The sequence below is a fragment of the Chitinophaga sp. 22620 genome (assembly GCF_052044405.1).
GTDB lineage: Bacteria > Bacteroidota > Bacteroidia > Chitinophagales > Chitinophagaceae > Chitinophaga.
Genome location: NZ_JBQEMV010000003.1, coordinates 652,662 through 675,709 on the forward strand (window position 1 = coordinate 652,662; position 23,048 = coordinate 675,709).

Sequence of the window (23,048 nt, forward strand, 5' to 3'; positions counted from 1 at the left end):
TGAAAACTTATGCACAGAAGGAACTTCCTCCAAAACACCTCCGCTTTTCTTGCCGGTTCCGCTCTTTTCCCTTCCGCGCTCCGCGCCATGGCCCCCAGCGACCGCGTGAACATTGCAGTGATCGGTGTGAACGGTATGGGTTTCAGCGACCTGAACGGCCTGCTGAACCATCCGGAAACCAATTGCGTTGCCCTTTGCGACGTGGACGAGAACGTGCTGAACAACCGCGCCGCCGAGCTGGCCAAAAAGAATATCAAAGTGCAGCTTTACTCCGATTACCGGAAGCTGCTGGAAAATAAAGACATAGACGCCGTGGTGATCGGCACGCCGGACCACTGGCACTGCCTGCAGATGACGGACGCCTGCTCCGCCGGCAAAGACGTATATGTTGAAAAACCCATCGGCAATTCCATCGCCGAATGCCGCGCCATGGTGGCCGCGCAGGAGCGCCACAACCGCGTGGTGCAGGTGGGCCAGTGGCAGCGCAGCATGCAGCATTTCAACGACGCCATCGCCTTCGTGCATTCCGGTAAGCTGGGTAATGTGCGCCTGGTGAAAGTATGGGCGTACATGGGCTGGATGAAGCCCGTTCCGAAACAGAACATCACTACGCCCCCCGCCGGCGTTAACTACGAGGCATGGCTGGGCCCCGCCGCCAAACGCCCCTTCGACCCCAACCGCTTCCACTTCAACTTCCGCTGGTACTGGGATTATGCGGGCGGCCTGATGACGGATTGGGGCGTGCACCTCATCGACTACGCGCTGTATGGCATGAAAGCTTCCAACCCTGTATCTGTCGTGGCATCCGGCGGCAAGTTCGCCTACCCTGACGATGCGGCGGAAACTCCCGATACGCTCACAGCCATTTACCAGTTCGATGGTTTTAATATGCAATGGGAACATGCCACCGGCATAGACGGCGGCCCCTACGGGCGTACGCATGGCATTGCCTTCGTGGGCAACAACGGCACCCTGGTGCTGGACCGCGGCGGCTGGGAAGTGATACCCGAAAAAGATAAAATGGAAGCAGTGCCGCGCGTCAAAGCGTCGGACAACGGATTGGTGAAACACACCAGGAACTTCCTCGACGTGATCAAAAGCCGTAACATGGCGGACCTTAAGTGCGACATCAAAACAGGCGCGAACGTGGCGGTGAATGCGCAGATGGGCAACATCGCCTTCCGCACCGGCGAAAAAGTATACTGGGAGGCGGCGCAGGGCAAATTCACCAGCAAAGACGCCAACAAATACATCACGCCCGAATATCACAACAACTATAAACTTCCTAAATAAACTGAAACATGCATCGTATCAAATCTCTGTTGATCTGCACGGCACTGGCCGCGCCCGCATTCCACGCATCCGCGCAGCAGGCAAAACCCGCTGACACCGAAGTATGGGAACCCGTACCCGCCGTGATCACTCCCGGCACCGCTACCAACACCGCCCCGTCTGACGCTATCATCCTGTTCGACGGCAGCGATCTGTCCAAATGGGTGTCTGACAAAGACGGCGGAAACGCTCCCTGGGTACTGAAAGACGGAGCTATGACCGTAGCCCCGGGCAAAGGCGGCATCAAAACCAAAGAGTCGTTCGAAGATTTCCAGCTGCACATCGAGTGGAGGTCGCCCGAAGTGGTGAAAGGCGAAAGCCAGGGCCGCGGCAACAGCGGCATTTTCCTGCAATCCAATTACGAGCTGCAGGTGCTGGACAACTACAACAATAAAACGTATGTGAACGGCCAGGCCGGCAGCCTCTACAAACAGGCCATCCCGCTGGTGAACGCCTGCAAGAAACCCGGCGAATGGCAGACCTACGACGTGATCTGGACCGCTCCCCGTTTCAACGACGACGGCACCGTAAAATCGCCCGCGCGCGTAACCGTGCTGCATAACGGCGTGCTGGTGCAGAACAATACCGAGCTGAAAGGAAAGACCCTGTATATCGGCAAACCGTTCTACGAAAAACATGGCGCGCTGCCGCTGGCTTTGCAGGACCATGGCGACCTGGTGAGCTACCGGAATATCTGGATCAGGAAACTTTAATACTTGCCATATAGACGAATGAAAAGGGAGCATTACGAAATGCTCCCTTTTTTATGATATGATCCGATCTGTTAAAGACGCAAATATGCAGCGCATGAAGGCCGTTTGAATCATATTGAAATATTCGATATCTTTATCGCTACGACCCAACCCGTCTGATTATGAAATTGACACATTCCCTCTACCTGCTGGCCATTGGCGCAGCTACATTCGCTTCCTGCTCAAAAGAAGAAAGCATTGAACCCGACAACAACAGCGGCGGCGGCGGCGGTGCAGGTACACAAGCGCTCATTGGAACCTACGACTTCCTTTACATGGCCGCACATACCGAAAGCGACATAACAATGACTATGGCCGGTGAAACCATGCGCACGGTAACGATCTCCGATTATGTTTCCAAACAAAACACAGGCACCTACGAATTCACTGCCAAAGAAATGAAATCGGCCGGCGTCGGTTATACGGTGGATACAGTTGTAAAGGCCTGGTCTTATACGAACGGGCAACTGGATGACGAATTTGAAGCACCTTTTACATTCAGCACTTCCGGGTACACTTCCTCCGGCACCTATAAGCTGATCGGAACAGATTCGATCTATTCCGAATCGGGATTTGCCAGTGTGCCGACCGGCGGCGGCGGGCAGACGAATATACCGATTGAACCTTCCGGCACAAAATTCTCCTGGTCAGGCGATACCTTAACTTTCTACGGCCAATATGCGGCGGTGGTAACGCAAACGGTGCAGGGAATGGTTGTCACAAGCAAACAATATGCTAAGCATATGACGCGGCTTTTAAAACGGAAATAATTATATCCGGCAGCTTTGCTCCGGTTATGAAGCTGCCTGGGCAATATAAAAAATACAAAAGAGAGAGCTGCACCATGATTGTGCAGCTCTCTCTTTTATGTTATAGCAGCTACAGTGCTGTATCTATTGCCAATCCGGGTTCTGCCCCAGGTTAGGGTTCCTGTCCCGCACCGCCTGCGGAATGGGATATAAATATTTGGCATCGAGCCACTCCCGTCGCCCCGGGTTCCACATTACTTCCCCTGAAGTGCCGTTAGACAGCTGTATACGGCCCACCGCGGTGGAGGGGCTCACGTCTACGAATGCAATACCGGGCGTGGTGGATGGCGGCTTCGCGCCCTGGTAGAAATATACGTCGTTGATGCCATCACCGTTCAGATCGTACTCACCCAGCGCTGGAACATACATGCCGTTCATCGGTGCATCCTCAAATAAATCGCCGAGTTTCCAGCGCCTCAGATCGTCCGGGCGAAGGCCTTCGAAGATCAGCTCAACGCCTCTTTCGCGAAGCACCTCCAGCAATACGGGGTTCGTAAATTTATTGGCAAAGAACCCGATCATGTATGGGTCCGCCACGGTAGGCAATGTGGTAAGCGTGGCGCCTGTGATGCCGGCCCTTTTGCGCAGCGCGCCTATGGTTGCAGCCCAGTCTGCGGCAGTCATCCTGTTCAGCTCGGCAAGCGCTTCCGCTTTGTTGAGCAGCACTTCGGCCCAGCGCATAATGATATGGGCATTGTCGTTGCGGCTTTCGTCGTCGAAGGGGAACCGCTCGTCGTAGCACCATTTGATAGGCTGGTAGCCGGTATAGGTCTGGTTGAAATTCGGCGGAGCAACTACGGGCAGGCCGTTTTCCGTTCTGCGGTAATCTCCCAGGCGGATCGTTTGTTTCAGCCGGAGGTCACGGTTTTTCACTTCTTCCACAAATGGTGTGGTGGCATACCCGGCGTTGCTGGTAAACGGCGTGCCATCGATGTTGAGGTAGGTGTTGACAAAACGGCGTGTCAGGCTGGGGCGGTTGCCGTACGTGGGGCTGATGAACCGGCGGTTTGCAGAGCTGTAAACCTGGAGATTGGAGCTCAGTGCCACGGAAAGGATTGTTTCGTCCGCAAATGCAGATTTCGCAATGAACAGCTCACGATACCCTTTGTCTGGTGCGGCGCCCTGGTGCAGCGAAAAGCCTTTGATCTCGTCCGCTTCTTTTACCACTTCCTCGTACCAGGCGGCAGCCGTAGCCTGCTTGTTGTAGTTCGTATGATATTTGCGGAACGATGCTTCGAACAGGCAGATCCGTGTTTTGTAGGCACGGGCTACATTTTTGGTGATGCGGGTGCAGCTCTGGTCGCTGGTGAGCGTGATGTTCGCGATCGCATAGTCCAGGTCTGCCAATACTTTGTCCATCACATCAAACCTGTTATCGCGCGGGGCGTTCAGCTTCTCCATGTCGGTAACTTCGATCGTTTTATCGATCCAGGGCACATCACCGAACCTTTTTACTTTTTCGAAATAAAACAGGGCGCGGAAAAAGCGGGCTAAACCCAGGTAGTGTGCTTTGGCAGATACCGTGCTCTTCTCTGCGTTCTCTATGAAGTAATTGATATTACGCAGGTCCGTCCAGTTCGACAAGCTCCAGCCGGTGCTGGTGATGGGTGAAAGGGCGCCCGGCGCCAGGTAGTTGTCCACCCCGTTGCGGGCTACCAGGTCAGAATTATCGTCATCCTGGAATACGCCTACATCCGTGTTCGGCAGCAGGTCGTAGAATGAGTTTGTATATAGTTCCAGGCCGCTTTCCGACCCGAATACGGCTTCGTTGGTGGCAGTGTCTACCGGCACTTCATCGAGGTTGCAGGAGCCTGCCGACAACAGCATTACCAGCGCAAGCGTATAGTTGAATATTTTTCCAGTGTTCATAATTTAAAAATTGAGGGTCAAACCAATTGATACCGATTTCAGCATGGGATAGTTGTAACCATCGCCGCTGGTGCCGCTGCTCAGATCACGGTCGGAGCCGTAAATGCTGGTCACGTCCGTATCGCGTGTCCATTTGTACATGGGCGACCAGGTCCAGAGGTTTTCTGCCGACACATATACTTTCAGGTCGCGGGCATGTATTTTGGATATGAGGCGTTGCGGCAGCGTATAACCGATCTGTATATTCCTTAGCCTGATGTAGGCCGCATTTTGCAGGAAACGGTCGTTGGCCACCTGTAACGCACGGCCGGAGCCCTGGGCTACGTAGCCCACCAGGCGGGGCAGGTAAGCATCGAAATTACCCAGCTCTTCGCGGAACATATTAGCCTCCTGCCAGCGCGGGTATGCATTATACGGGCGGTTGTACATTCCCCAGAAACGCGCTTCTGAAGAGGGGTACCAGTCCTGTTTCATCACACCCTGGAAGAAAGTGGACAGGAAGATGCCGTTCCAGTCGCCTGAAAGGCCCAACCCGAAAGTATAACGCGGCTCGGAGTTGCCGATGATGGTCTTGTCGCCGGAATTGCCAACGCGGTTCAGACCCTGGTAGATCACGTTGTCGCCATCCAGGTTCCTGAACTTAAGATCGCCTACATAGTTCTTACGGGTATTGGTGTTGGGAATATTGGACTGTGAGGGCGATCTGGTAATTTCATCGGCCGATCTGAACAGCCCTTCCACCTGGTATCCCCAGATCTCTCCCACACGCTGGCCTTCGTAGTAGTCGGTCAGGTTCTTGTCAGGATTGTTGTATTTGGTGATGATCGCCCTTGAATCGGCCAGGGTAAACCGCACACCGTAGATAAAGGGTTTCGACGCCATCGTAAATTTATCATCCCAGCTAACAGACAATTCCCAACCGGTGGTCTCGAGGTTGGCATAGTTGCCAAACGGCTGAACAGTGCCGAACACTTCCGGTACGGTGGGTCCGACTGTGAACATATCTTTCGTCCAACGCCTGTAAACATCACCTGTAAACGACAGGCGGTTGTTGAGCGCGGAGAATTCGAGGCCCAGGTTGCCGGTGGTAGAAGTTTCCCAGGTGAGCCCGTCGGGCAGCACAACCGACTGGCGGGTGGTCTGCGGCCGGATGCCGTTGATGACACGGCCGGACTGCGTGATCGGGAATTTTTCGTAAAAGGTGTATGGACCGATGTTCCCGTTACCGAGCGAACCATACGAGGCCCGTAATTTAACATTCGAAAGTACCTTGGGGCTCACTCCCCAAAACGGCTCTTCGGATACTCTCCAGCCGGCGGATACAGAAGGGAAGAATCCCCATTGCTGATCTGTAGGGAATTTGGAGGAACCATCGTAACGTCCGTTCACTTCCAGCAGGTAACGTTCGCGGAAGTTGTAATTGATGCGGTAGAAGCCGCCCGCGATCGCCCATTTCTGGTAACCGCCGGTAGTAGTGATGCTCTGGCCAAGGGCAAGACTGATATCGTCAGCAGCACCGTAAACAACACCGTTGCGCTGCACGGTCAAATTATTGTAGATCGATTGTTCGTAGTTGAAACCGGCCAGGAAAGTGAAGTCATGGCCGCCGTTGAACTTGTGCTTGTAATCCGCGTAAAAGTTGGTAGCGAGATAGTTCGTCGTTCTTTTCCGCTCCTGCAGATCGTTCGTATTGGTTCCGGTATAACCAATCACGCCTTTATAGCGGCTGTAGGGCACCTGTACGCGGTTCTGCTGAGAGGCGATGTCGGTGGTCTGGAAAGTGAAGTCCGCACGGATGTTCAGCCTGTCTTCCAGGAAGTGCGCCCTGGCGCCGACCCTGTTTTTAAGAAAACGTTGTGTGTTATCTATAGCGTTCCGGCCGATGTAATAGTCGCCTACTGTATAGGCTGCGGAAAATGACAGCGTACCATCCGGATTCAGTAACGGAGCCAGCGGGTGGCCTTCATCCGCAATATTCCGGTATACACCGCTGCCCTCGCCAACGTTCAGCGGCTGGTGATACTTCTGCGTGGAATATTCTGTATTGTTATCGATCTGCAGCCACGGCGTTAAATGCATGCTGCCTTTAGCCCGCAGGTTATACATCTTATATTCGTCGCTATTGTAGCGGAATAAGCCATCCTCGCCATTGTACCGGCCGCTCAGGTAAAAAGTAGCCTTTTCGCTTCCCCCGGAAACTGACAGGTTATGCTCCTGCGCGCCAAAATTTTTCTTATACAGTTCGTCGTACCAGTCGGTGCTGTAATAGTATTTGTATTCGCCATTGCCGGGGTCTACCTCTATTCTCGGCAACGAGGGATCTTCCCATCTTCTTTTGATCTCCGCGAGGTAAGTAGGAGAAAAGCTGATGGTCTTATTGATGGCCGTAGGCGTGCTGCCGTTGTCGTTCCACCTGGACCATGCATCGCTGAATGCTTTTGCCCAGGGGTAGGAATCGGTGATATTGTCCGGTACTTCCGTAGGCGATTTGATAGCATAGTTGGCGGAATAGGCAACGCTTGTTTTCCCTGCCACGGGCATTTTGGTAGTAATAAGCACTACGCCAAATGCGGCGCGCGCGCCATAAATAGAGGCGGATGCGGCATCTTTCAAAACGGAGATACTTTCAATGTCGTTGGGGTTGAGCATGCGGGGATCGCCTTCCACGCCGTCTATCAGCACCAATGCGTTGCCGCCCTGCCCGATGGAAGTGGTGCCGCGGATGTTGAACGCAGGCGATTGCGTAGGCTTTCCGTCCAGCATCCTGAGGTTCAGGTTAGGCACTACTCCCACAAGGCCTTGTGCCAGGTTAGGCACCGGGCGGTTCTTAAATACTTCCGGGCCAACCTGGTCTACCGCCCCGGTAAGGTTCACTTTCTTTTGCGTGCCGTAGCCCACTACCACCACTGCATTGAGCGATTTTGCGTCGGCCGCCAGCTGTACGTTGAGCGTGCCTTCCCGGTCGGGCCTGACTTCCTGGCTAACGTAACCGATATAAGTAAATACCAGTATAGCTCCTTTGTCGGGTATGTTCATAGTGTAATTCCCGTTGACATCTGTAACGGTGCCGGTCTGTGTACCTTTGATCACAACGGTCACCCCGGGTAAAGCCTCTCCGGTAGTAGCTGTCACCCTGCCGGTCACCTGCCGGTCTGCCACCGATACCGCGGCATTTGCATGCGGCGCCGGAGATGCGGCTTCCGCCCGGCCTGCCCCGATCCCTGCAAGGAGCAATGCAATGCAGGCCAGCCTTCTTTGAAAGGTGCGCCGTGTTGGATAAAGCTTTTTGTTTCCGTAATACATAATATAGGTTTTGATATAGATTTTGATTTTGCCAGAAAATAAGTGACGGGAACGATATAAACGAACAGTGAATACATGGCAAACCCTGCGCTGGAAGCCGCCTGCCAGTCATTATGCTACTTTCATAAATTTGTTGTCTTTTCTGAAATTTGCTACCTCATGCCCATCAGGGGTAAAATTGAAAAAAAACATCAAGGAGTTCATTCATGAAAAGTTCATTTAACAAATTCATAATCTCGAAAGGGAATTGAACAACGTTTCAATAAATAACAAAAACCCGCTATGATAGCGGGTTTTTGTTCAAATGTATTTTCTTCGGAAGCGAATTTATGCTTCACGGCAATCGGTCATCCGCCATTCTCCTCAGCTCGCTGATCGTTGTTGCACCGTCGCAGACGTTTCTTAATTCTTCCTCTGCCCTGCCGGCGTAAGATGGGGAGGCAAGGCCGCGGTTCACCAGCTTAATATCCTGGATGAGGTTGCCGATCACGAACCAGTCGTGGCTGGTGATGGCGTCTTTGTCGGTGCTGTTTGTTTGCCGGAGGGCGTCCAGGTTGCCGGAATGTTGTTGGAAGATTTTTAGTTTTTTGAGCGTGATCATTATTATATGAATATAACTGTACTTTCTAAAATGTCCAAAGATCACATGCTGTGATCTTTTTTCTTTGCACAATATGGGCCTGGCTCCTTATTTTACCAGCAACCGGCAACACATACCTTTATTTCAGGAAATTTGTAATTTTATACGATCAGGGGGCGATTTCATATTTTCACATATAAATTACCGTTGTACATTTCAACGGATTTCCTTAACAGCAGCTGTATTTTACACCGGCAGCAATTTCAACCAAAAGCCTGTAACGGAAGCCGCACAAACAATATCTGGTATGTCATCTGGTTTTGATCCGGCACATGAGAAAGTATACGTCCAACGTCTATCGGAAGGAGATACGGAGGCTTTTCATGCCATTTATTATTACTATAGCCCGCGCGTTTTTGCCAAGCTGGTCAGCGTGCTAAAATCCGAAGACCTGGCGGCGGACATCCTGCAGGATGTCTTTTCCATTATCTGGCAGAAAAGAGCAGAGATAGACCCCGATAAGTCGTTCGGCGCATTTTTATTTAAGATATCCAACAACCTCGTCATCAGTCTCTTCAGGAAGGCAAAGAGGAACCAGGAGCTGGTAGATAATTTACTGAAAGCAAGTGCCGAAAACCAGGAAAGTATTGAGCACTGGATATTCCGGAAAGAAAATACCGCCTGGCTGACCAATGCGATCGAGCAGCTACCGCCTCAGCGCCGGCTGGTGTTTAAACTCTGCAAGCTGGAGCAGAGATCTCACGAAGAGGTCAGCGTATTGTTGAACATTTCCCGGACCACCGTAAACAATCACCTTGTGAAGGCCACCCAAAGCCTCCGTGAATTGGCTGCCAGGAGGCCCGACCTGGCGGGAGCCTTATTGGTGGCCTGGCTGTTCAGCTAAAAAAAAAATTTATGCAGGCAGTAGCTACTTTTTGTCCAAGCAGCGTATTATGTACATGACGCCAGCTGAAAAAGAAAACGAACTGCGCCTTTTGTTCGGGCAATGGCTCGATGGAGCCGGGGATGAGCAGACGCTCCGCAGGCTCTCCGGCTATGCCGGCGACCCGGATGTACAGCACATCTGGCAGCAGTTGCTCGACGAAGCGCCAGCCGCACACACCGCCGTTTTGCCACCCGAAAGGCAGCAGCAGGTGATTGATACCGTATATGCCAGGCTCTCCTCCGCCATTCCTGCGCTCCATTTCAACAAACCTGTTCACCGGATGCGCCCTTGGGTAAAGTATGCCGCCGCGGCTTGCCTCCTTGTGCTGACAGGCGCCCTTGGGCACCTCCTGTTCCGGGCAGGCGACAGGCAAAAAGATATTGCTCCTGCCGTATTTAACGTCGTGCCCGGCAATACCAGCAAGGCGGTACTAACGCTCGCCAACGGCACTACGATTGTGCTGGACAGTGCCGCAAACGGGCAATTGGCCCGGCAGGCAGGGGCCACGGTCAGCAAGCCGGAAGAAGGGCATGTCTCCTACCAGGAAGCGGACGGTTGGGCCATTGCCGGCCAGGCCGCTGAATACAACACTATCCATACGCCTAACGGCGGGGAATATAAAGTGATGCTCTCCGATGGAACGGCCGTTTGGCTGAATGCTGCTTCTACCATTACGTTCCCGGTAGTTTTTACCGGCAACGAGCGGGCAGTGTCCATCAGCGGCGAGGCATACTTTGAGGTGGCCCGCAATCCTCATAAGCCGTTCAAAGTGGAGGCCAACGGCGCCGTAGTGGAAGTACTGGGCACACATTTTAACGTCAGCGCCTATCCCGCCGATGCGGTGCATCACGCCACGCTGCTGGAAGGGAAGATCAGGCTGCTGAAGGGTACTGAAAGCGTGTTGCTCAAACCCGGCCAGCAGGCCCGGTTCGGGGAGAACGTCCCTGCCATATCGGTTACTGCGCCGGAAAACGCTGAAGATGCTGTGGCCTGGAAAAGCGGCATATTCAATTTCAACAACCTGGACCTGGCTACCGTCATGAACCAGGTGAGCCGGTGGTACAATGTAGATGTCCGGTATGAAAGCGGGAAACCGCAGGCCTCCATCGTGGGCGTGATGAACAGGAGCACAGACCTCGCCACCGTGCTGAAAAGCCTTGAGCTGACCAGCGGCGTTCATTTCTCTTTAGAGAAAGGACCAGAAAGGGGAACCATCATCGTCCGTCAATAATCAACCAATACGATAAAGCTAATCGCCGCCGGCACAGGCGGTTTATCCAACCAGATCAACCAAAGCACATGAGAATTTTTACCTGGCGAAAACGCCTTGACCGCATGCGCCTTGTCTTTTTTATAACGGCCGCCGCATTGCTGGCCGGAACAAGGGCCTCTGCACAAAATGTCACTATTTCAGAGAAGAATGTTTCGATAGAAAAAGTGCTCAAAAAAATAAGGGCGCAAACGGGGTTCAACTACGTGTGCAAGGAAGACTGGGTGAAGCAGATCGGCCCGGTGTCCGTTGATCTGAAAAATGCGCCCCTCGCGCTGGCAATAGACAAGTGCCTTGCAGGGAAACCTTTCCAGTATCACATTATGAACTCTACCATTACCATCTTCCCGGCGTCCGGGAAAGCAGCTGAGCCCAACACGGCGCTCAATGTATCGGGGGTAGTGATGAACCTGGAGAACAAATTGCTGGACGGTGCCAGCGTGGTAGTACAACGCACAAAGCAGGGCGCCATCACAGACGTCAACGGCCGCTTCAGCTTAAAGAACGTATTGCCTGACGATGTGCTGACGGTCACCTACCTTGGTTATACGCCGCAGCAGGTAGGTGTTTCAGGGCAAACCGAGATCATGGTGATGCTCAACGGCGCCACCAACCGGCTGGACGAGGTGGTCCTGCAGGGATACACTAAAAGCAGCGAACGTTTGATCACCGGCAACATCACGAAGATCACCGCAAAGGAAATCGAAAAACAACCCGTCATGAACCCGCTTATGGCGCTGGAAGGAAGGGTGCCCGGCATGACTTTGACCCGTACCAGCGGCTTCGCCAGCTCGCCGGTTAAAGTGGAGATCAGGGGACTCAATTCATTGAACACATTCATACCGTCGGACCCGTTGTATGTAATAGACGGCACCCCACTAACGGTACTCTCGCTGGGCAATACCTTTGCCCGCATATCCTCCGGCCTCATTCAAAGCGTCAACTACTCCTACCCGAGTCTATCCACCACCTTCGGCCAAAGCCCGCTGTTCAATATCAACCCGGCAGACATTGAAAGCATAGAAATATTAAAAGACGCCGATGCTACCGCGATCTACGGAGCGCGTGGCAGCAACGGCGTGATACTGATCACCACCAAAAAAGGCAAGCCGGGCAAGCTGCGGTTTAACTTTAACATCGACCCGCCTATGTTAAGTTTTGGAACCACTTCGCGGCGCATCAGGATGCTAAGCACTCCTGAATACCTCCAGTTGCGGCGCGAAGCGCTGAAAAATGATGGCATGACGCCCACGATCCTCAATGCGCCGGACCTCATGCTCTGGGATACCACCCGGCAAACCGACTGGCTAAAAGAGCAATACGGCAACCGGGTAACGAAACTGGGGGTATCTGCCTCCCTGTCCGGCGGGAGCGAACAGGCCACTTTCCTGGTCAGCGCGGGCTACGAGCGTGAAACCAACAGCACTGCGATATCCGGCTCCACAGACCGGCTCACCGTGGCCAGCAATATCCGTACGGTTACCCCTGACCAAAAGTTTTCCGCGAGCCTTTCCGCCAATTTCTCCTACAGCTACGTCGACCTGGTGAAACCTCCCGCCTGGCCGCTCCTTGCACCCAATGCCCCGCCAAGGTTCGATCAAAACGGGAATCCCAACTGGGCGGAATGGAATGCCGGCGGGCTGCTGGAGCTATACCCTTTCGGGCCGGAACTTTCCCCTGCCAACCCACAGGCCACCACCTTCCTGTCCAGCGCGCTCAGCCTGGAGTATAAACCTTTCAAAGGGCTTGTGTTGAGCGCGGCGCTGGGTTATAATTTCGGGCATAACTCCACGAATTTTTACGGCACCATCGCTTCGCAGAACCCGTTCAAAAACAACCTGAGAGGAACCGCCCTTTTCAGCACTACACTAAATTCGAGCTGGAACATCAATCCCCAGGCCACCTATAGCATCAGGATCGGGAAAGGCAGGTTGCAGCTGCTGCTGGGAGCCACCGAACAGGTGGTTGCCACCAGCGGCACCAGTCTCTACGGGTGGAACTATGAAAATGACCTCCTGCTCAAAACGATAGACAACGCCGGCGCCGTCCAGGCCAATGCAGCGCTGGCCAGGGCAAAAAATGCCAGCTTCGTGGGAGGGATCAATTACAACTGGATGGATAAATACATCATCAACCTTAACGGTAGCCGGCAGGGGTCCTCCAAATTCGGCCCGGACAATAAATACGGCAGCTTCGGTTCAATAGGCCTTGCATGGATAGCTTCGGAAGAAAAATGGCTGGCAGCCGCGCTGCCTTCTTTTATCAGTTTCCTGAAGTTCAGGGGAAGCTATGGCCTCACCGGCTCAGACAACATACCGGACTACCAGTATCTCGAATTGTGGAAAATAATGAACTATGCCGGTACAGGCGGCTACAACGGTCAAATGGCACTGTCGCCCTGGGTACGCCCCAGCCAGCAATACCGCTGGGAAGACAACCGCAAACTTGAAGGCGCCGTAAAAATAGGCGCGCTGAACGACAGGGTGACGGTTGATGTTTCTTTTTACAGGAACAGGGTTTCGAACCAGCTCACCGCTTACCCCACACCGGGTTTCATCAATAATGCAGAGATCACTTCCATACTGACGAACGTACCGATGTTGATGCAGAACAGCGGATGGGACGGCTCGGTTATGGCACAGCTGGTAAGCGGCAAAAAATTTTCATTATCAGCAAGGCTAACAATCAGCGCCAACCGTAACAAGCTGATCGACTTCCCGGACCTCGATAAAACGCCTTATGCGGACCAATACGAAGTAGGAAGATCCGTCAATTCGATAAATGTGTATCACTACATCGGCGTAGATCCGCTAACGGGGAAAGGCGCTTTCCAGGATTTTAACCACGACGGCGTCATCACCAGCAACCTCCAGACAATATCGTCGCAAGGCAGCGACGACCGGGGCGTTGTAATAGACCTGCAACCCAAGTTCGACGGGGGCTTTGGGTTTAGCGGCAACTTCGGGAAACTCATCTACGGCCTCGATTTCACTTTCAGGAAACAGATAGCGCCTAATCTCTACTACACCTTTGCATCCAGGGGCGGACAATTAAACCAGAATATCCCCTACTCGGCAGCACTGGTGGAACAGCGTTGGCGTAAACCGGGCGACATTGCCGTTTACCCGGCTGCCACCACCGGCATCGGGGGAGAGAATCCCTGGACCTACATGGGGGTGTCCGACTTTGCGTTTGCGGACGCCTCTTACTTGCGGCTGAACAATGTGAACCTCTCCTATCCCCTGCCTGAAAAATGGGGAAAGAAGATACTGCTCAAAGACCTTACGGTTCACCTGTCTGCCCACAATCTCTTCACTCTTAGCCGGTTTAAAGGCCTCGAGCCGCAGGTGTCCGACATTAACGGCCTGCCGACGTCGAGCCTTTACACGGTAAGATTCAGTTATCATTTTTAACGGGGTTGCCATGAAAAAATATGTGTTGATATTATTCACTTTCATTTTATCCGCCTGCGACGGGCTGATCTCTATTTCCGATCCGACAGACAAGATACCCGCCAGCATGGCCTTCAGCTCAGACCAGCTTGCAAACTCGGCTATGAACGGCGTTTACCTGAGCATGTTGTCTGTAAACGGTACAATGACGAAGGGCTTCGGTTGCGGCGCCGCCACCCTGTTCGGCGCGCTTTCTTCCGATGAGCTGAACATTTTTCTGCAGATAAGCAATGAACCCGGGCAGCTCTCCATCAATACCAATCATATCATTGTGAGCGGCAGCCAGAGCTCCTTCAGCAGCCCGACAGATATCGCCTGGACTTCGGCTTACAACGTGATTTATAATGCAAACGCGGTGATAGAAGGCATTGCAGCCTCAAAATCTAGCCAGTTGCACGACAACGTGCGAACGACGATCACGGCGGAAGCAAAGTTCATAAGGGCGTTCTGTTATTTCTACCTTGTCAACTTTTACGGCGATGTACCCATCGTGCTGAGCACGCGGTACAACACGGAAGTGGTCAGAAGCCGCAGCCCGCAAAGCGAGGTCTACCAGCAGATCGCAAAAGACCTTGAGGATGCCCGGGCCGCGCTGCCAGCCGATTACAGCGCCGGCGGCGGGCGGCGCGTACGCGTCAACAAATGGGCGGCCACTGCGCTGCTTGCGAGAGTTGCGCTGTTCACCGGCGACTATGCCACCGCTGCGGCAATGGCAACGGAGGTGATCGATCATTCATCACAATTTAAATTGGAAAGCGATCTGCGTGACGTATTCCGGGCGGCCAGCCGTGAGGCCATCTGGCAACTGGACCAGCAGGTCAGCAACTCCGCTTCCAATGCAACGCCGGACGGGTTGGCGCTCGCGCCAGGCGCCATCTTAGACGGAACAGATACCGGAACCGTCAGCTACACTCCTTCGCCCCAGCTGCTGCAGGCCTTCGAGCCCGGCGACGCCCGGCGCAGGGTGTGGATAGACAGCATCATAGACTATACCACCCATCAGCAGTTGTACTACGTGGGCAAGTACACGACCGGCGATTATAACGACGTAGCGGGCGGCACGCCCACCGAGCTGTACATGGTGCTCCGCCTGGCCGAACAATACCTGGTCAGGGCAGAAGCGGCAGCGCACAATGTGGGCGGCGGCTTAGCGCAGGCAACGGGCGACCTCAACATTATCCGCAGGAGGGCCGGCTTGCCCGACCTCCCGGGCAATCTCTCCCAACCTGCGCTGCTCGATGCAGTGGCCCATGAATGGCAGACGGAACTTTTCTGCGAATGGGGCTTCCGCTGGTTCAACCTGAAACGGACGGGGAAAGCAAGAGCCGCGTTATCTGCCATCCCGTTAAAGCAGCCATGGGCGGGCGACCACCAGTTATTATACCCCGTGCCGCCGGCTGATATTCTACTCTCGCCTAACATCAAACAAAACCCAGGATATTAATGAAAATACCTGTCATGCAACAACGAATAATACTGCATACCATCACTGCGATCTCGTGGCTGTTGATCCTCTCCTGCCGCAAAAACGAGATCGATCCTCCCGGCGTGGCTTCCCTCACGATCATCAATACCGTAAAGGGCAGCAGCAGCCTTGTGCCTAATTTCAGCGGAACGGCTTCGCTTCCGAACCATTATGCCAATGCGCTGCAGTTGCTTTATAATACCTTCCAGCCGAACTACCAGCTCAGGTCCCACCAGGGCAAGCAACAGCTTGCATTGTACAACTACCCGGACACGCTGCCTAAAGACAGGCCGTTGCTGGAGCTGGAACTGGATCTGCCCGTGGGATCCATCCACAGCCTGTTTGTAACGGGCACCATTCAGGCGCCGGATACGTTTATGACGCATGACCTCCCACCCTATCATCCGCCGGGAGACAGCACTACGGGCATCCGGTTTGTAAACCTTGTACAAGGCAGCTCCCCCGTAAGCATCAATCTCACCGGCCAGCCCAATGGCAGTGAAACAGGCCGGTTGGCGTACAAACAGGTATCCGTATTTAAAAACTACGCCGCCACGGCCGCGGTCAGCAGCTATACTTTCGAGTTCCGGGATGCCGCTACCGGCGATCTGCTTTGCAGCTACACCGCCGAAGGCATCAACGATAATCCGTCTGTTCCTGACACCCCGGTGAACAGGTGGCGGTATCGCAATTGCACCCTCGCACTGGTTGCCAATGCGGATGATACGAAATCTGTGCTACTGATCAATAACTATTAATAACATCTATGAGCGCGCGAGACATTGTTTTACCGGCCAACGAATCAACATTCTCCGAAGTGGTGCATGCCCATTCCGCTTCCCTTTTCCTGGTAGCCATGAGGATCACGAAGAGCAGGCCTGCGGCGGAAGATATCGTGCAGGAAGCTTTTCTAAGGCTTTGGCAAAAGCGCGAAGAAGTTGTTCCGCAGAACCTTGGAGGCTGGCTGTATAAAGTAGTGTCCCACCTTGCCTACAAACATCTGAAAAAAGAATCCAGGCAGCTGGAAGTGGTAAACTCGCTGGTGCATGTTAAAACAGGATACAGCGAAGGAGTGGACGACCTTTTGATCAGCAAGGAAAATGATGAGATACTGAACGATATTTTCGGCCGGTTGCCGGAGCAGCAACAGGTGGTATACCGGCTAAGCCGCGAAAAAGGCATGCGGCGCGGCGAGATCGCCGTTCATCTCAACCTGTCTCCCAACACGGTCAAAGTCCATCTCTCCCGTGCGCTGCACTTCATCAGGGAACACTTCGTTGGCCTCTTCGCTTTCTGCCTGCTTTTTTTTCTTCACAACTTTATTTTCAGGAACGGTAATACCACTGCGGCCGAAAAGGATTTATATTATATAAAGCAGGTAATGAGCAGAGACTTTCCTCGAAAAAAAGTTATCAGCCTATCCTCCCCCGGCTGTGATGCATCGGCCGGGATTTACAGGTAACATTTTTTTGTCCGGCATATGACGGGCAGGGCAACCTGCCTGAAAGGGAGCCTGCATTCCATCATCAAACAAATCACATCATGATCCTGAGAACAGAGAAACTGTCCCATAAATACAGCAGCACATGGGCCATACGGGACATCAACATCGAGATTTCGCAAACCGGTATCATCGGGCTGGTGGGATCTAACGGCGCGGGGAAGTCTACCACCATGAACATTATTTGCGGCACATTGAGCCAAACCGAAGGCCGGGTGTTTGTAAACAACATCGACCTGCGGGAAAAGCCCGAAGCGGCGAAAAAAGAGATCGGGTTCCTGCCGCAAACGTTGCCGTTGTATACCGATCTCACGGTAGACGAGTATCTCACCTACTGCGCGGACCTTCGCCTGATGCCGAAAACGGAGATCAGGCACGCCGTTCAGGAAGTAAAAGAACGTTGCGGCATTGCCCATTTCAGCTCACGCCTGATCCGCAACCTGTCCGGCGGATACCGGCAACGGGTGGGCATTGCGCAGGCCATCATCCACAAGCCGAAGCTGGTGGTGATGGACGAGCCGACTACCGGGCTCGACCCCAACCAGCTGATCGAAGCGAGGAAACTGATCAGGGAGATCGGCCAGCAGCACACCGTACTTTTATCGTCGCACATCCTGTCCGAGATCAACCTGCTTTGCAGGGAGATCATCATGATCGAATCCGGGAGAGTTGTTTTCTCAGACAGCATGGAGGCGTTCAACAACTACTCGCAATCGCGTTCCATGCTGCTGCTGCTGGACAACCCTCCTGCCCGGGCAGACCTGCTGAAGATCGGGGGCGTCACACAGGTCGAATTCCTGGCAGACCGGCGGGTGCGCGTCTACTTCGACGGAGATAAACAGATATCCGAAAGGCTGGCTGCGGCCAGCATAGAAAACGGCTGGCAGCTCCGCGAGCTCAGCTTCGAAAAGGGTTTGCTCGACGATATCTTCAGGCAGCTTTCTTCCCAATCCCCGCAATAGGGTACCGTCTTCGCACATACTAAAAAATAAAAACCGATGAGCATCATACTCAAGATCGCCAAAAACGAATTGCGTAACCTGTTCTATTCCCCTATAGCATGGTTTCTCGCTTTCATCTTCATGATCATGTGCGCCTATTATTATACCGGCGCCATCTACGAATGGTCGAAAGCAGGGAGCTTTTACGCCAACCGGCCGCACATGGAATATTGGGTGGTGGAATCGATCACGGAAGGGATATACTGGAGGGGCGGCGGCATTTTTTCCATGATCCTCTCCAATGTTTACCTGTTCATACCCTTGCTCACCATGGGCATCATCAGCAGGGAATTCAACAGCGGCGCCGTCAGGCTGCTGTATTCCTCTCCTGTTAAACTGAGCAGCATTGTATGGGGCAAGTACCTCGCCATTGTCATTTACTCGCTGGTATTGATAACGATCATCGGCATTTTCATCGCCATGGGCGTCCTTAATTTGCGGGCGCCCGACTATGGCCCCCTGCTCGCCGCACTGCTGGGCTTTTTCCTGCTGATGTGCGCATTGACGGCCATCGGCACATTTATGTCCAGCCTGACGCAGTACCAGATCGTATCCGCCATTTCGTGCTTCGCCCTGCTCTTTGTGCTGAACATCACCGGCTCCCTCTGGCAGCAATACGACTTTATCAGGGACCTGGCCTACTTTGTGTCCATTACCGGGCGTGCCGAAAAAATGCTGACCGGCCTGGTCACTTCAAAAGATATCCTCTACTTCCTGATCATCACCGGCATCTTCATCAGCTTCACCATCATCAAGCTGCATGCGGACCGTACCTCCCGCCCCTGGTATAAAACAACCGGGCTATGCCTTGCCGTGGCCATCGCAGGGATACTGGCGGGTTATGCCGGTTCAAGGCCGGGCTGGGTGGCCTACTTCGATACAACCGCCCGGGAAGTACATACCATTCACCCGCGCACCCGCCAGATACTGGCCCAAACAGCAGGCGCCCCCCTGGAGGTGACATTGTATACCAACCTGCTGGGACAACGCGCCAGTTGGGGGTTCCCCCGTATGCGGAATGCCTATATCACCGGGCTCTGGGAGCAATACCAGCGGTTCAAGCCGGATATCCGGTTTAAATACGAGTACTATTACGATGTGCCGGACGGAGACACCTTCTGGTACGAAAAGTTCCCGGGAAAAAGCCTGCAACAGATAGCCGGGCTGATGGCCAAAGCCTCGCAGGTAGATTCCGCCCTGTTCAGGCCGCCCGGTGAAATGCGCAAGCTGATCGACCTGCATGCCGAAGATTACTCGCTGGTAGTACAACTAAAATACAAAGGCCGCACCACGTTGCTGCGAACCTACAACGACGAGACCGTATGGCCCAACCAGCAAAATATGGACGCGGCGCTGCAACGCCTGCTGGAAGCGCACATACCGAAGGTATATTTTATGACCGGCCAACTGGAGCGGAGTGCCTACAAATCGGGCGAACGGGAATACGCCGCCCATACTACCCAGGCGGCTTCCAGGGGAGCGTTGGTCAATACCGGCTTTGATGTGGACACGCTGAATTTGCAGGATCGGGATGTGCCGGCCGATGCGGACATCGTTGTATTGGCCGACCCGAAAATGGCGCTCAGCGCACCCGTGGAGGAAAAACTGCGGCAATATATCGGCCGCGGTGGCAATATGCTTGTATTGGGCGAGCCGGGCAAACAATCCGTTGTGAACCCGGTGCTGAAAAGCATGGGCGTGGCGCTGATGAACGGGCAGCTGGTACATCCCAGCTTCGATGAAACACCCGATAAAGTAGGCGTATACTTCACCTTACCGAGCTTCCAGCTGGCGGAAGAGTTTTTTCTCCGCCTATACGGGCGCATGTGGTCGCGCAGGGTCTACAACGACAGCTTAACCACGGTGCTGCCCGGCGCAACAGGCATCACATGCAGCGCAGACAGCGGGTTTACCATAAAACCTTTGCAGATGACACTTCCCGGCCTCGCATGGTCGAAAGCCGGAAAGCTGGTCACCGATTCCGTTGCGCCGGCCTTCGATCCCGGGGAGGGGGATGTCAGGCTTGCCGCATTTCTCACAGCTGTTCAATTAGTACGGCAACGGGGGAATAAGGAGCAACGCATCATTGTTTGCAGCGATGCGGACATTGCCAGCAATTTCAGGATAAACAGACATTACGCACACCCCGAATGGGTCATAGGTATTTACAGCTGGCTATGCTACAACGAGTTCCCTGTTTACACGCTCCCGCCCTTTCCCAGAGACAACCGGATGCTGGCCAGCGTGAGCAACACGAGAATACAACGAACCCTGTTCTGTTGGGTGCTCCCGGGGCTGCTCCTTTTATCCGGTTCGGTATTATTGGTTAGAAGGCAAAGGAAATGATCACAAAAAATCAAATTGCATGAACACCGTCTTTAAGATCGCCAAAAATGAGTTCCGGTACCTGTTCTTCTCTCCCATTGCATGGTTTGCCATGATCGTGTTCCTGGTTCAATGCGCCTTTTATTTTTCGGAAGTATTATATAACGTTGCCAACGTGCAGGACGTTATGATGAAGAACGTCCCTTCCTTCACCGGCGACCAGGATTCACTGACGATCAAGATATTCCTGAAAAGCGGGGCCTTTGGCAGCGTGATCGGGAACCTGTACATTTTCATCCCTTTGCTGACCATGGGGCTCATCAGCCGGGAGCTGAACAACGGAACGATCAAACTATTATACTCCTCGCCTGTAAGCCTGCGCCGGATGGTATTCGGCAAATACATCGGCATCATGCTGTTCAACCTGATACTGGTGCTGATTGTCGGCATCTTTATCATCACAGGGATCTGCAGCATCAAACAGGTTGACTACGGTATGCTGCTCTCCGCGACGCTCGGGTTTTACCTGCTGGTATGCGTTTATTCGGCGCTCGGTTTATTTATGTCGAGCCTCAGCAGCTACCAGATCGTATCGTGCATGGGCACGTTTGCCGTACTGTTCCTGCTCAGCCGTATCGGCACATGGTGGCAGAAGTACAACGTTATCCGGGACCTGACTTACTTCCTTTCCCTGCAGAACCGGACCATTAAGATGGTGCTTGGGCTGATCACCAGTAAAGATGTCATCTATTTTGTATTGGTGGCGGGCATGTTCGTCGCTTTTACCATCTTTAAGCTGAAAGCAGGCAGGGAGAGCACGCCCTGGCATATGCGGGCAACAAGGTACGCCGTTACGCTGGCCATCGTACTGGCGTTGGGTTACCTCTTTTCAAGGCAGGCGCTCACAGCTTACTGGGACACCACCGCCAATAACAGGAACACCATACATCCCCGCACACAGGAGGCGCTGCGCGAATTGGGCGACAGCACGCTCGAAGTGACCCTTTACACCAATCTCCTCGGCGAAGGGCTTGGCCATGGCCTTCCCGAGAGCCGCAATGCAGTGTTTCTCAACTATTGGGAAAACTACCTCCGGTTTAAACCCGATATCCGTTTCAGGTACGTGTACTATTACGACTATACGGCAGACGCAGACGGCGGGCAATTGTTAAATTCCTATCCCGGTAAAAGCATTCCCCGGATCGCGGAGGAGATGGCCGATTACGTGGATGCCGACTTTTCCATGTTCCGCCGGCCCGAACAGGTGAGGAAAGAAATTGATCTGAAACCCGAACGCTACCGGTTGACCATGCAGCTTAAATACAAGGGCCGTACCGCTTTGCTCCGGACTTACCCGGACCCGCTTTTCTGGCCGGACGAAACCAATATGATCGCGGTGCTGAAACGGTTAACGGGCCACAGCATACCGGATGTGTACTTTGTGACCGGCAACCTGGAACGCAGCATTTATAAGACCGGCGAGCGGGAGTACGCTATACTCACCGCGCTGAAAGGATCAAGAGGCGCCCTGATCAATACCGGGTTTAATGTAGATACCCTCAACCTTTCCACGCAATATATCCCGGAAGGCGCCACCGCCGTTGTATTGGCCGACCCCAAAGTGGAACTGGGGCCTGTTGCCAGGGGGAAACTGCAACACTACCTGGCGCGCGGGGGAAACATGCTGATCTCCGGCGAACCGGGCAAGCAGCAGGTATTGAACCCGGTGCTGGAGCAGCTGGGCGTACAGCTGATGAACGGGCAGCTGGTACAGCCCGGCTTCGATGAAACGCCGGACAAGATCACATCCGGCTACCGGGTTGCATCACTTGCCGCGGTCGCAGAACACCCCGCTGCCCGGGCCCCCGGCAAGGACGCCGTCAGCGTTCATCAGACCAACGCCATGGGCCCCAGCGGGATGGCTGCCATTGCCATCAAAAACGATCCCGCCAACGATTCAGCAAGCGTATTAATGCCCGGGGCAACAGGCCTTGTATTCAGCGACAGCCCGGCGTACAGCGCCCGGCCCCTCGCAGCGACCATACCTGGCGCCACCTGGCTCAGGAGCGGCCCCGTAGTGGCTGATTCAACCCTCCCCGCCTTCAACAGCGGTGAAGGGGACCTGAAAGAAAATTCCTTTCCGACGATGGCGCAACTGACGCGGCAGGCCGGCGGCAAAGAGCAGCGTATCATTATTTCCGGCGATGCAGACTATGCAAGCAACGTCAGGATCGACAAGAATGGAGGCTTCACCCTGTCAGCCTACAGCTGGCTTTGCTACAACCGGTTCCCGGTATACACGCCGAGGCCTTTGCCTGAAGACGTCTTCCTCAGGATCACCGGCCCGACGGCGAAGGCCCTGCAGGTGGCTTACATATGGATACTGCCGGGGCTGCTGCTCCTGGCCTGCACCATCGTATTAATCCGGAGAAAACGAAAATAA

The 23,048-nt window shown here is 53.8% G+C and carries 15 protein-coding genes; 12 read left to right on the plus strand and 3 right to left on the minus strand.

What is annotated here, in order from left to right; genetic code table 11:
* Positions 1-9: 9 nt before the first annotated feature.
* From ACTJIK_RS18110 to ACTJIK_RS18120, 3 genes are all read left to right on the plus strand, one after another.
* Complete coding sequence (locus ACTJIK_RS18110) at positions 10-1,293, plus strand: Gfo/Idh/MocA family protein (protein ID WP_440648660.1); 1,284 nt, start codon at positions 10-12, stop codon at positions 1,291-1,293.
* A gap of 8 nt (positions 1,294-1,301) precedes the next feature.
* Positions 1,302-2,045: a 3-keto-disaccharide hydrolase gene (locus tag ACTJIK_RS18115; protein WP_440648662.1), complete on the plus strand. Its 744-nt coding sequence runs from the start codon at positions 1,302-1,304 to the stop codon at positions 2,043-2,045.
* A 161-nt stretch (positions 2,046-2,206) separates the two neighbouring features.
* Positions 2,207-2,854 carry a hypothetical protein gene (locus ACTJIK_RS18120; protein ID WP_440648664.1) on the plus strand — a complete coding sequence of 216 codons (648 nt, stop codon included), beginning with the start codon at positions 2,207-2,209 and terminating at the stop codon, positions 2,852-2,854.
* A gap of 123 nt (positions 2,855-2,977) precedes the next feature.
* Here ACTJIK_RS18120 and ACTJIK_RS18125 read toward each other — a convergent pair whose 3' ends face one another.
* The 3 genes from ACTJIK_RS18125 to ACTJIK_RS18135 all read right to left on the minus strand — a co-directional run bounded on the left by ACTJIK_RS18125 (position 2,978) and on the right by ACTJIK_RS18135 (position 8,666).
* Positions 2,978-4,762, minus strand: a complete 1,785-nt coding sequence (locus ACTJIK_RS18125) for a RagB/SusD family nutrient uptake outer membrane protein (protein ID WP_440648666.1) — start codon at positions 4,760-4,762, stop codon at positions 2,978-2,980.
* A gap of 3 nt (positions 4,763-4,765) precedes the next feature.
* Positions 4,766-8,065, minus strand: a complete 3,300-nt coding sequence (locus ACTJIK_RS18130) for a SusC/RagA family TonB-linked outer membrane protein (protein ID WP_440648668.1) — start codon at positions 8,063-8,065, stop codon at positions 4,766-4,768.
* 334 nt (positions 8,066-8,399) lie between these two features.
* Positions 8,400-8,666, minus strand: coding sequence for a hypothetical protein (locus ACTJIK_RS18135; RefSeq protein WP_440648670.1), 267 nt, complete (start codon positions 8,664-8,666; stop codon positions 8,400-8,402).
* Between the two features lie 286 nt (positions 8,667-8,952).
* Between ACTJIK_RS18135 and ACTJIK_RS18140 the strand changes: the two genes are divergently transcribed.
* From ACTJIK_RS18140 to ACTJIK_RS18180, 9 genes are all read left to right on the plus strand, one after another.
* Entirely contained in the window at positions 8,953-9,549 is a 597-nt protein-coding gene (locus tag ACTJIK_RS18140; protein ID WP_440648672.1) for an RNA polymerase sigma factor, read from the plus strand.
* A 49-nt stretch (positions 9,550-9,598) separates the two neighbouring features.
* Positions 9,599-10,822, plus strand: coding sequence for a FecR family protein (locus ACTJIK_RS18145; RefSeq protein WP_440648674.1), 1,224 nt, complete (start codon positions 9,599-9,601; stop codon positions 10,820-10,822).
* A 68-nt stretch (positions 10,823-10,890) separates the two neighbouring features.
* The gene (locus ACTJIK_RS18150) at positions 10,891-14,274 is read left to right on the plus strand and encodes a SusC/RagA family TonB-linked outer membrane protein (RefSeq protein WP_440648676.1); all 3,384 of its coding nucleotides are present in this window, start codon (positions 10,891-10,893) and stop codon (positions 14,272-14,274) included.
* 10 nt (positions 14,275-14,284) lie between these two features.
* Positions 14,285-15,757: a RagB/SusD family nutrient uptake outer membrane protein gene (locus tag ACTJIK_RS18155; RefSeq protein WP_440648678.1), complete on the plus strand. Its 1,473-nt coding sequence runs from the start codon at positions 14,285-14,287 to the stop codon at positions 15,755-15,757.
* A 14-nt stretch (positions 15,758-15,771) separates the two neighbouring features.
* A complete protein-coding gene (locus tag ACTJIK_RS18160; protein WP_440648680.1) occupies positions 15,772-16,536 on the plus strand; it encodes a hypothetical protein in 765 nt (254 codons plus the stop codon).
* 8 nt (positions 16,537-16,544) lie between these two features.
* Positions 16,545-17,240, plus strand: a complete 696-nt coding sequence (locus ACTJIK_RS18165) for an RNA polymerase sigma factor (protein ID WP_440648682.1) — start codon at positions 16,545-16,547, stop codon at positions 17,238-17,240.
* A gap of 80 nt (positions 17,241-17,320) precedes the next feature.
* Entirely contained in the window at positions 17,321-18,241 is a 921-nt protein-coding gene (locus tag ACTJIK_RS18170) for an ABC transporter ATP-binding protein (RefSeq protein ID WP_440648684.1), read from the plus strand.
* Between the two features lie 36 nt (positions 18,242-18,277).
* Entirely contained in the window at positions 18,278-20,626 is a 2,349-nt protein-coding gene (locus tag ACTJIK_RS18175) for a Gldg family protein (protein ID WP_440648686.1), read from the plus strand.
* A gap of 19 nt (positions 20,627-20,645) precedes the next feature.
* Positions 20,646-23,048 (plus strand): ABC transporter permease subunit, encoded by a 2,403-nt coding sequence (locus ACTJIK_RS18180; RefSeq protein WP_440648688.1) that lies wholly within the window; start codon positions 20,646-20,648, stop codon positions 23,046-23,048.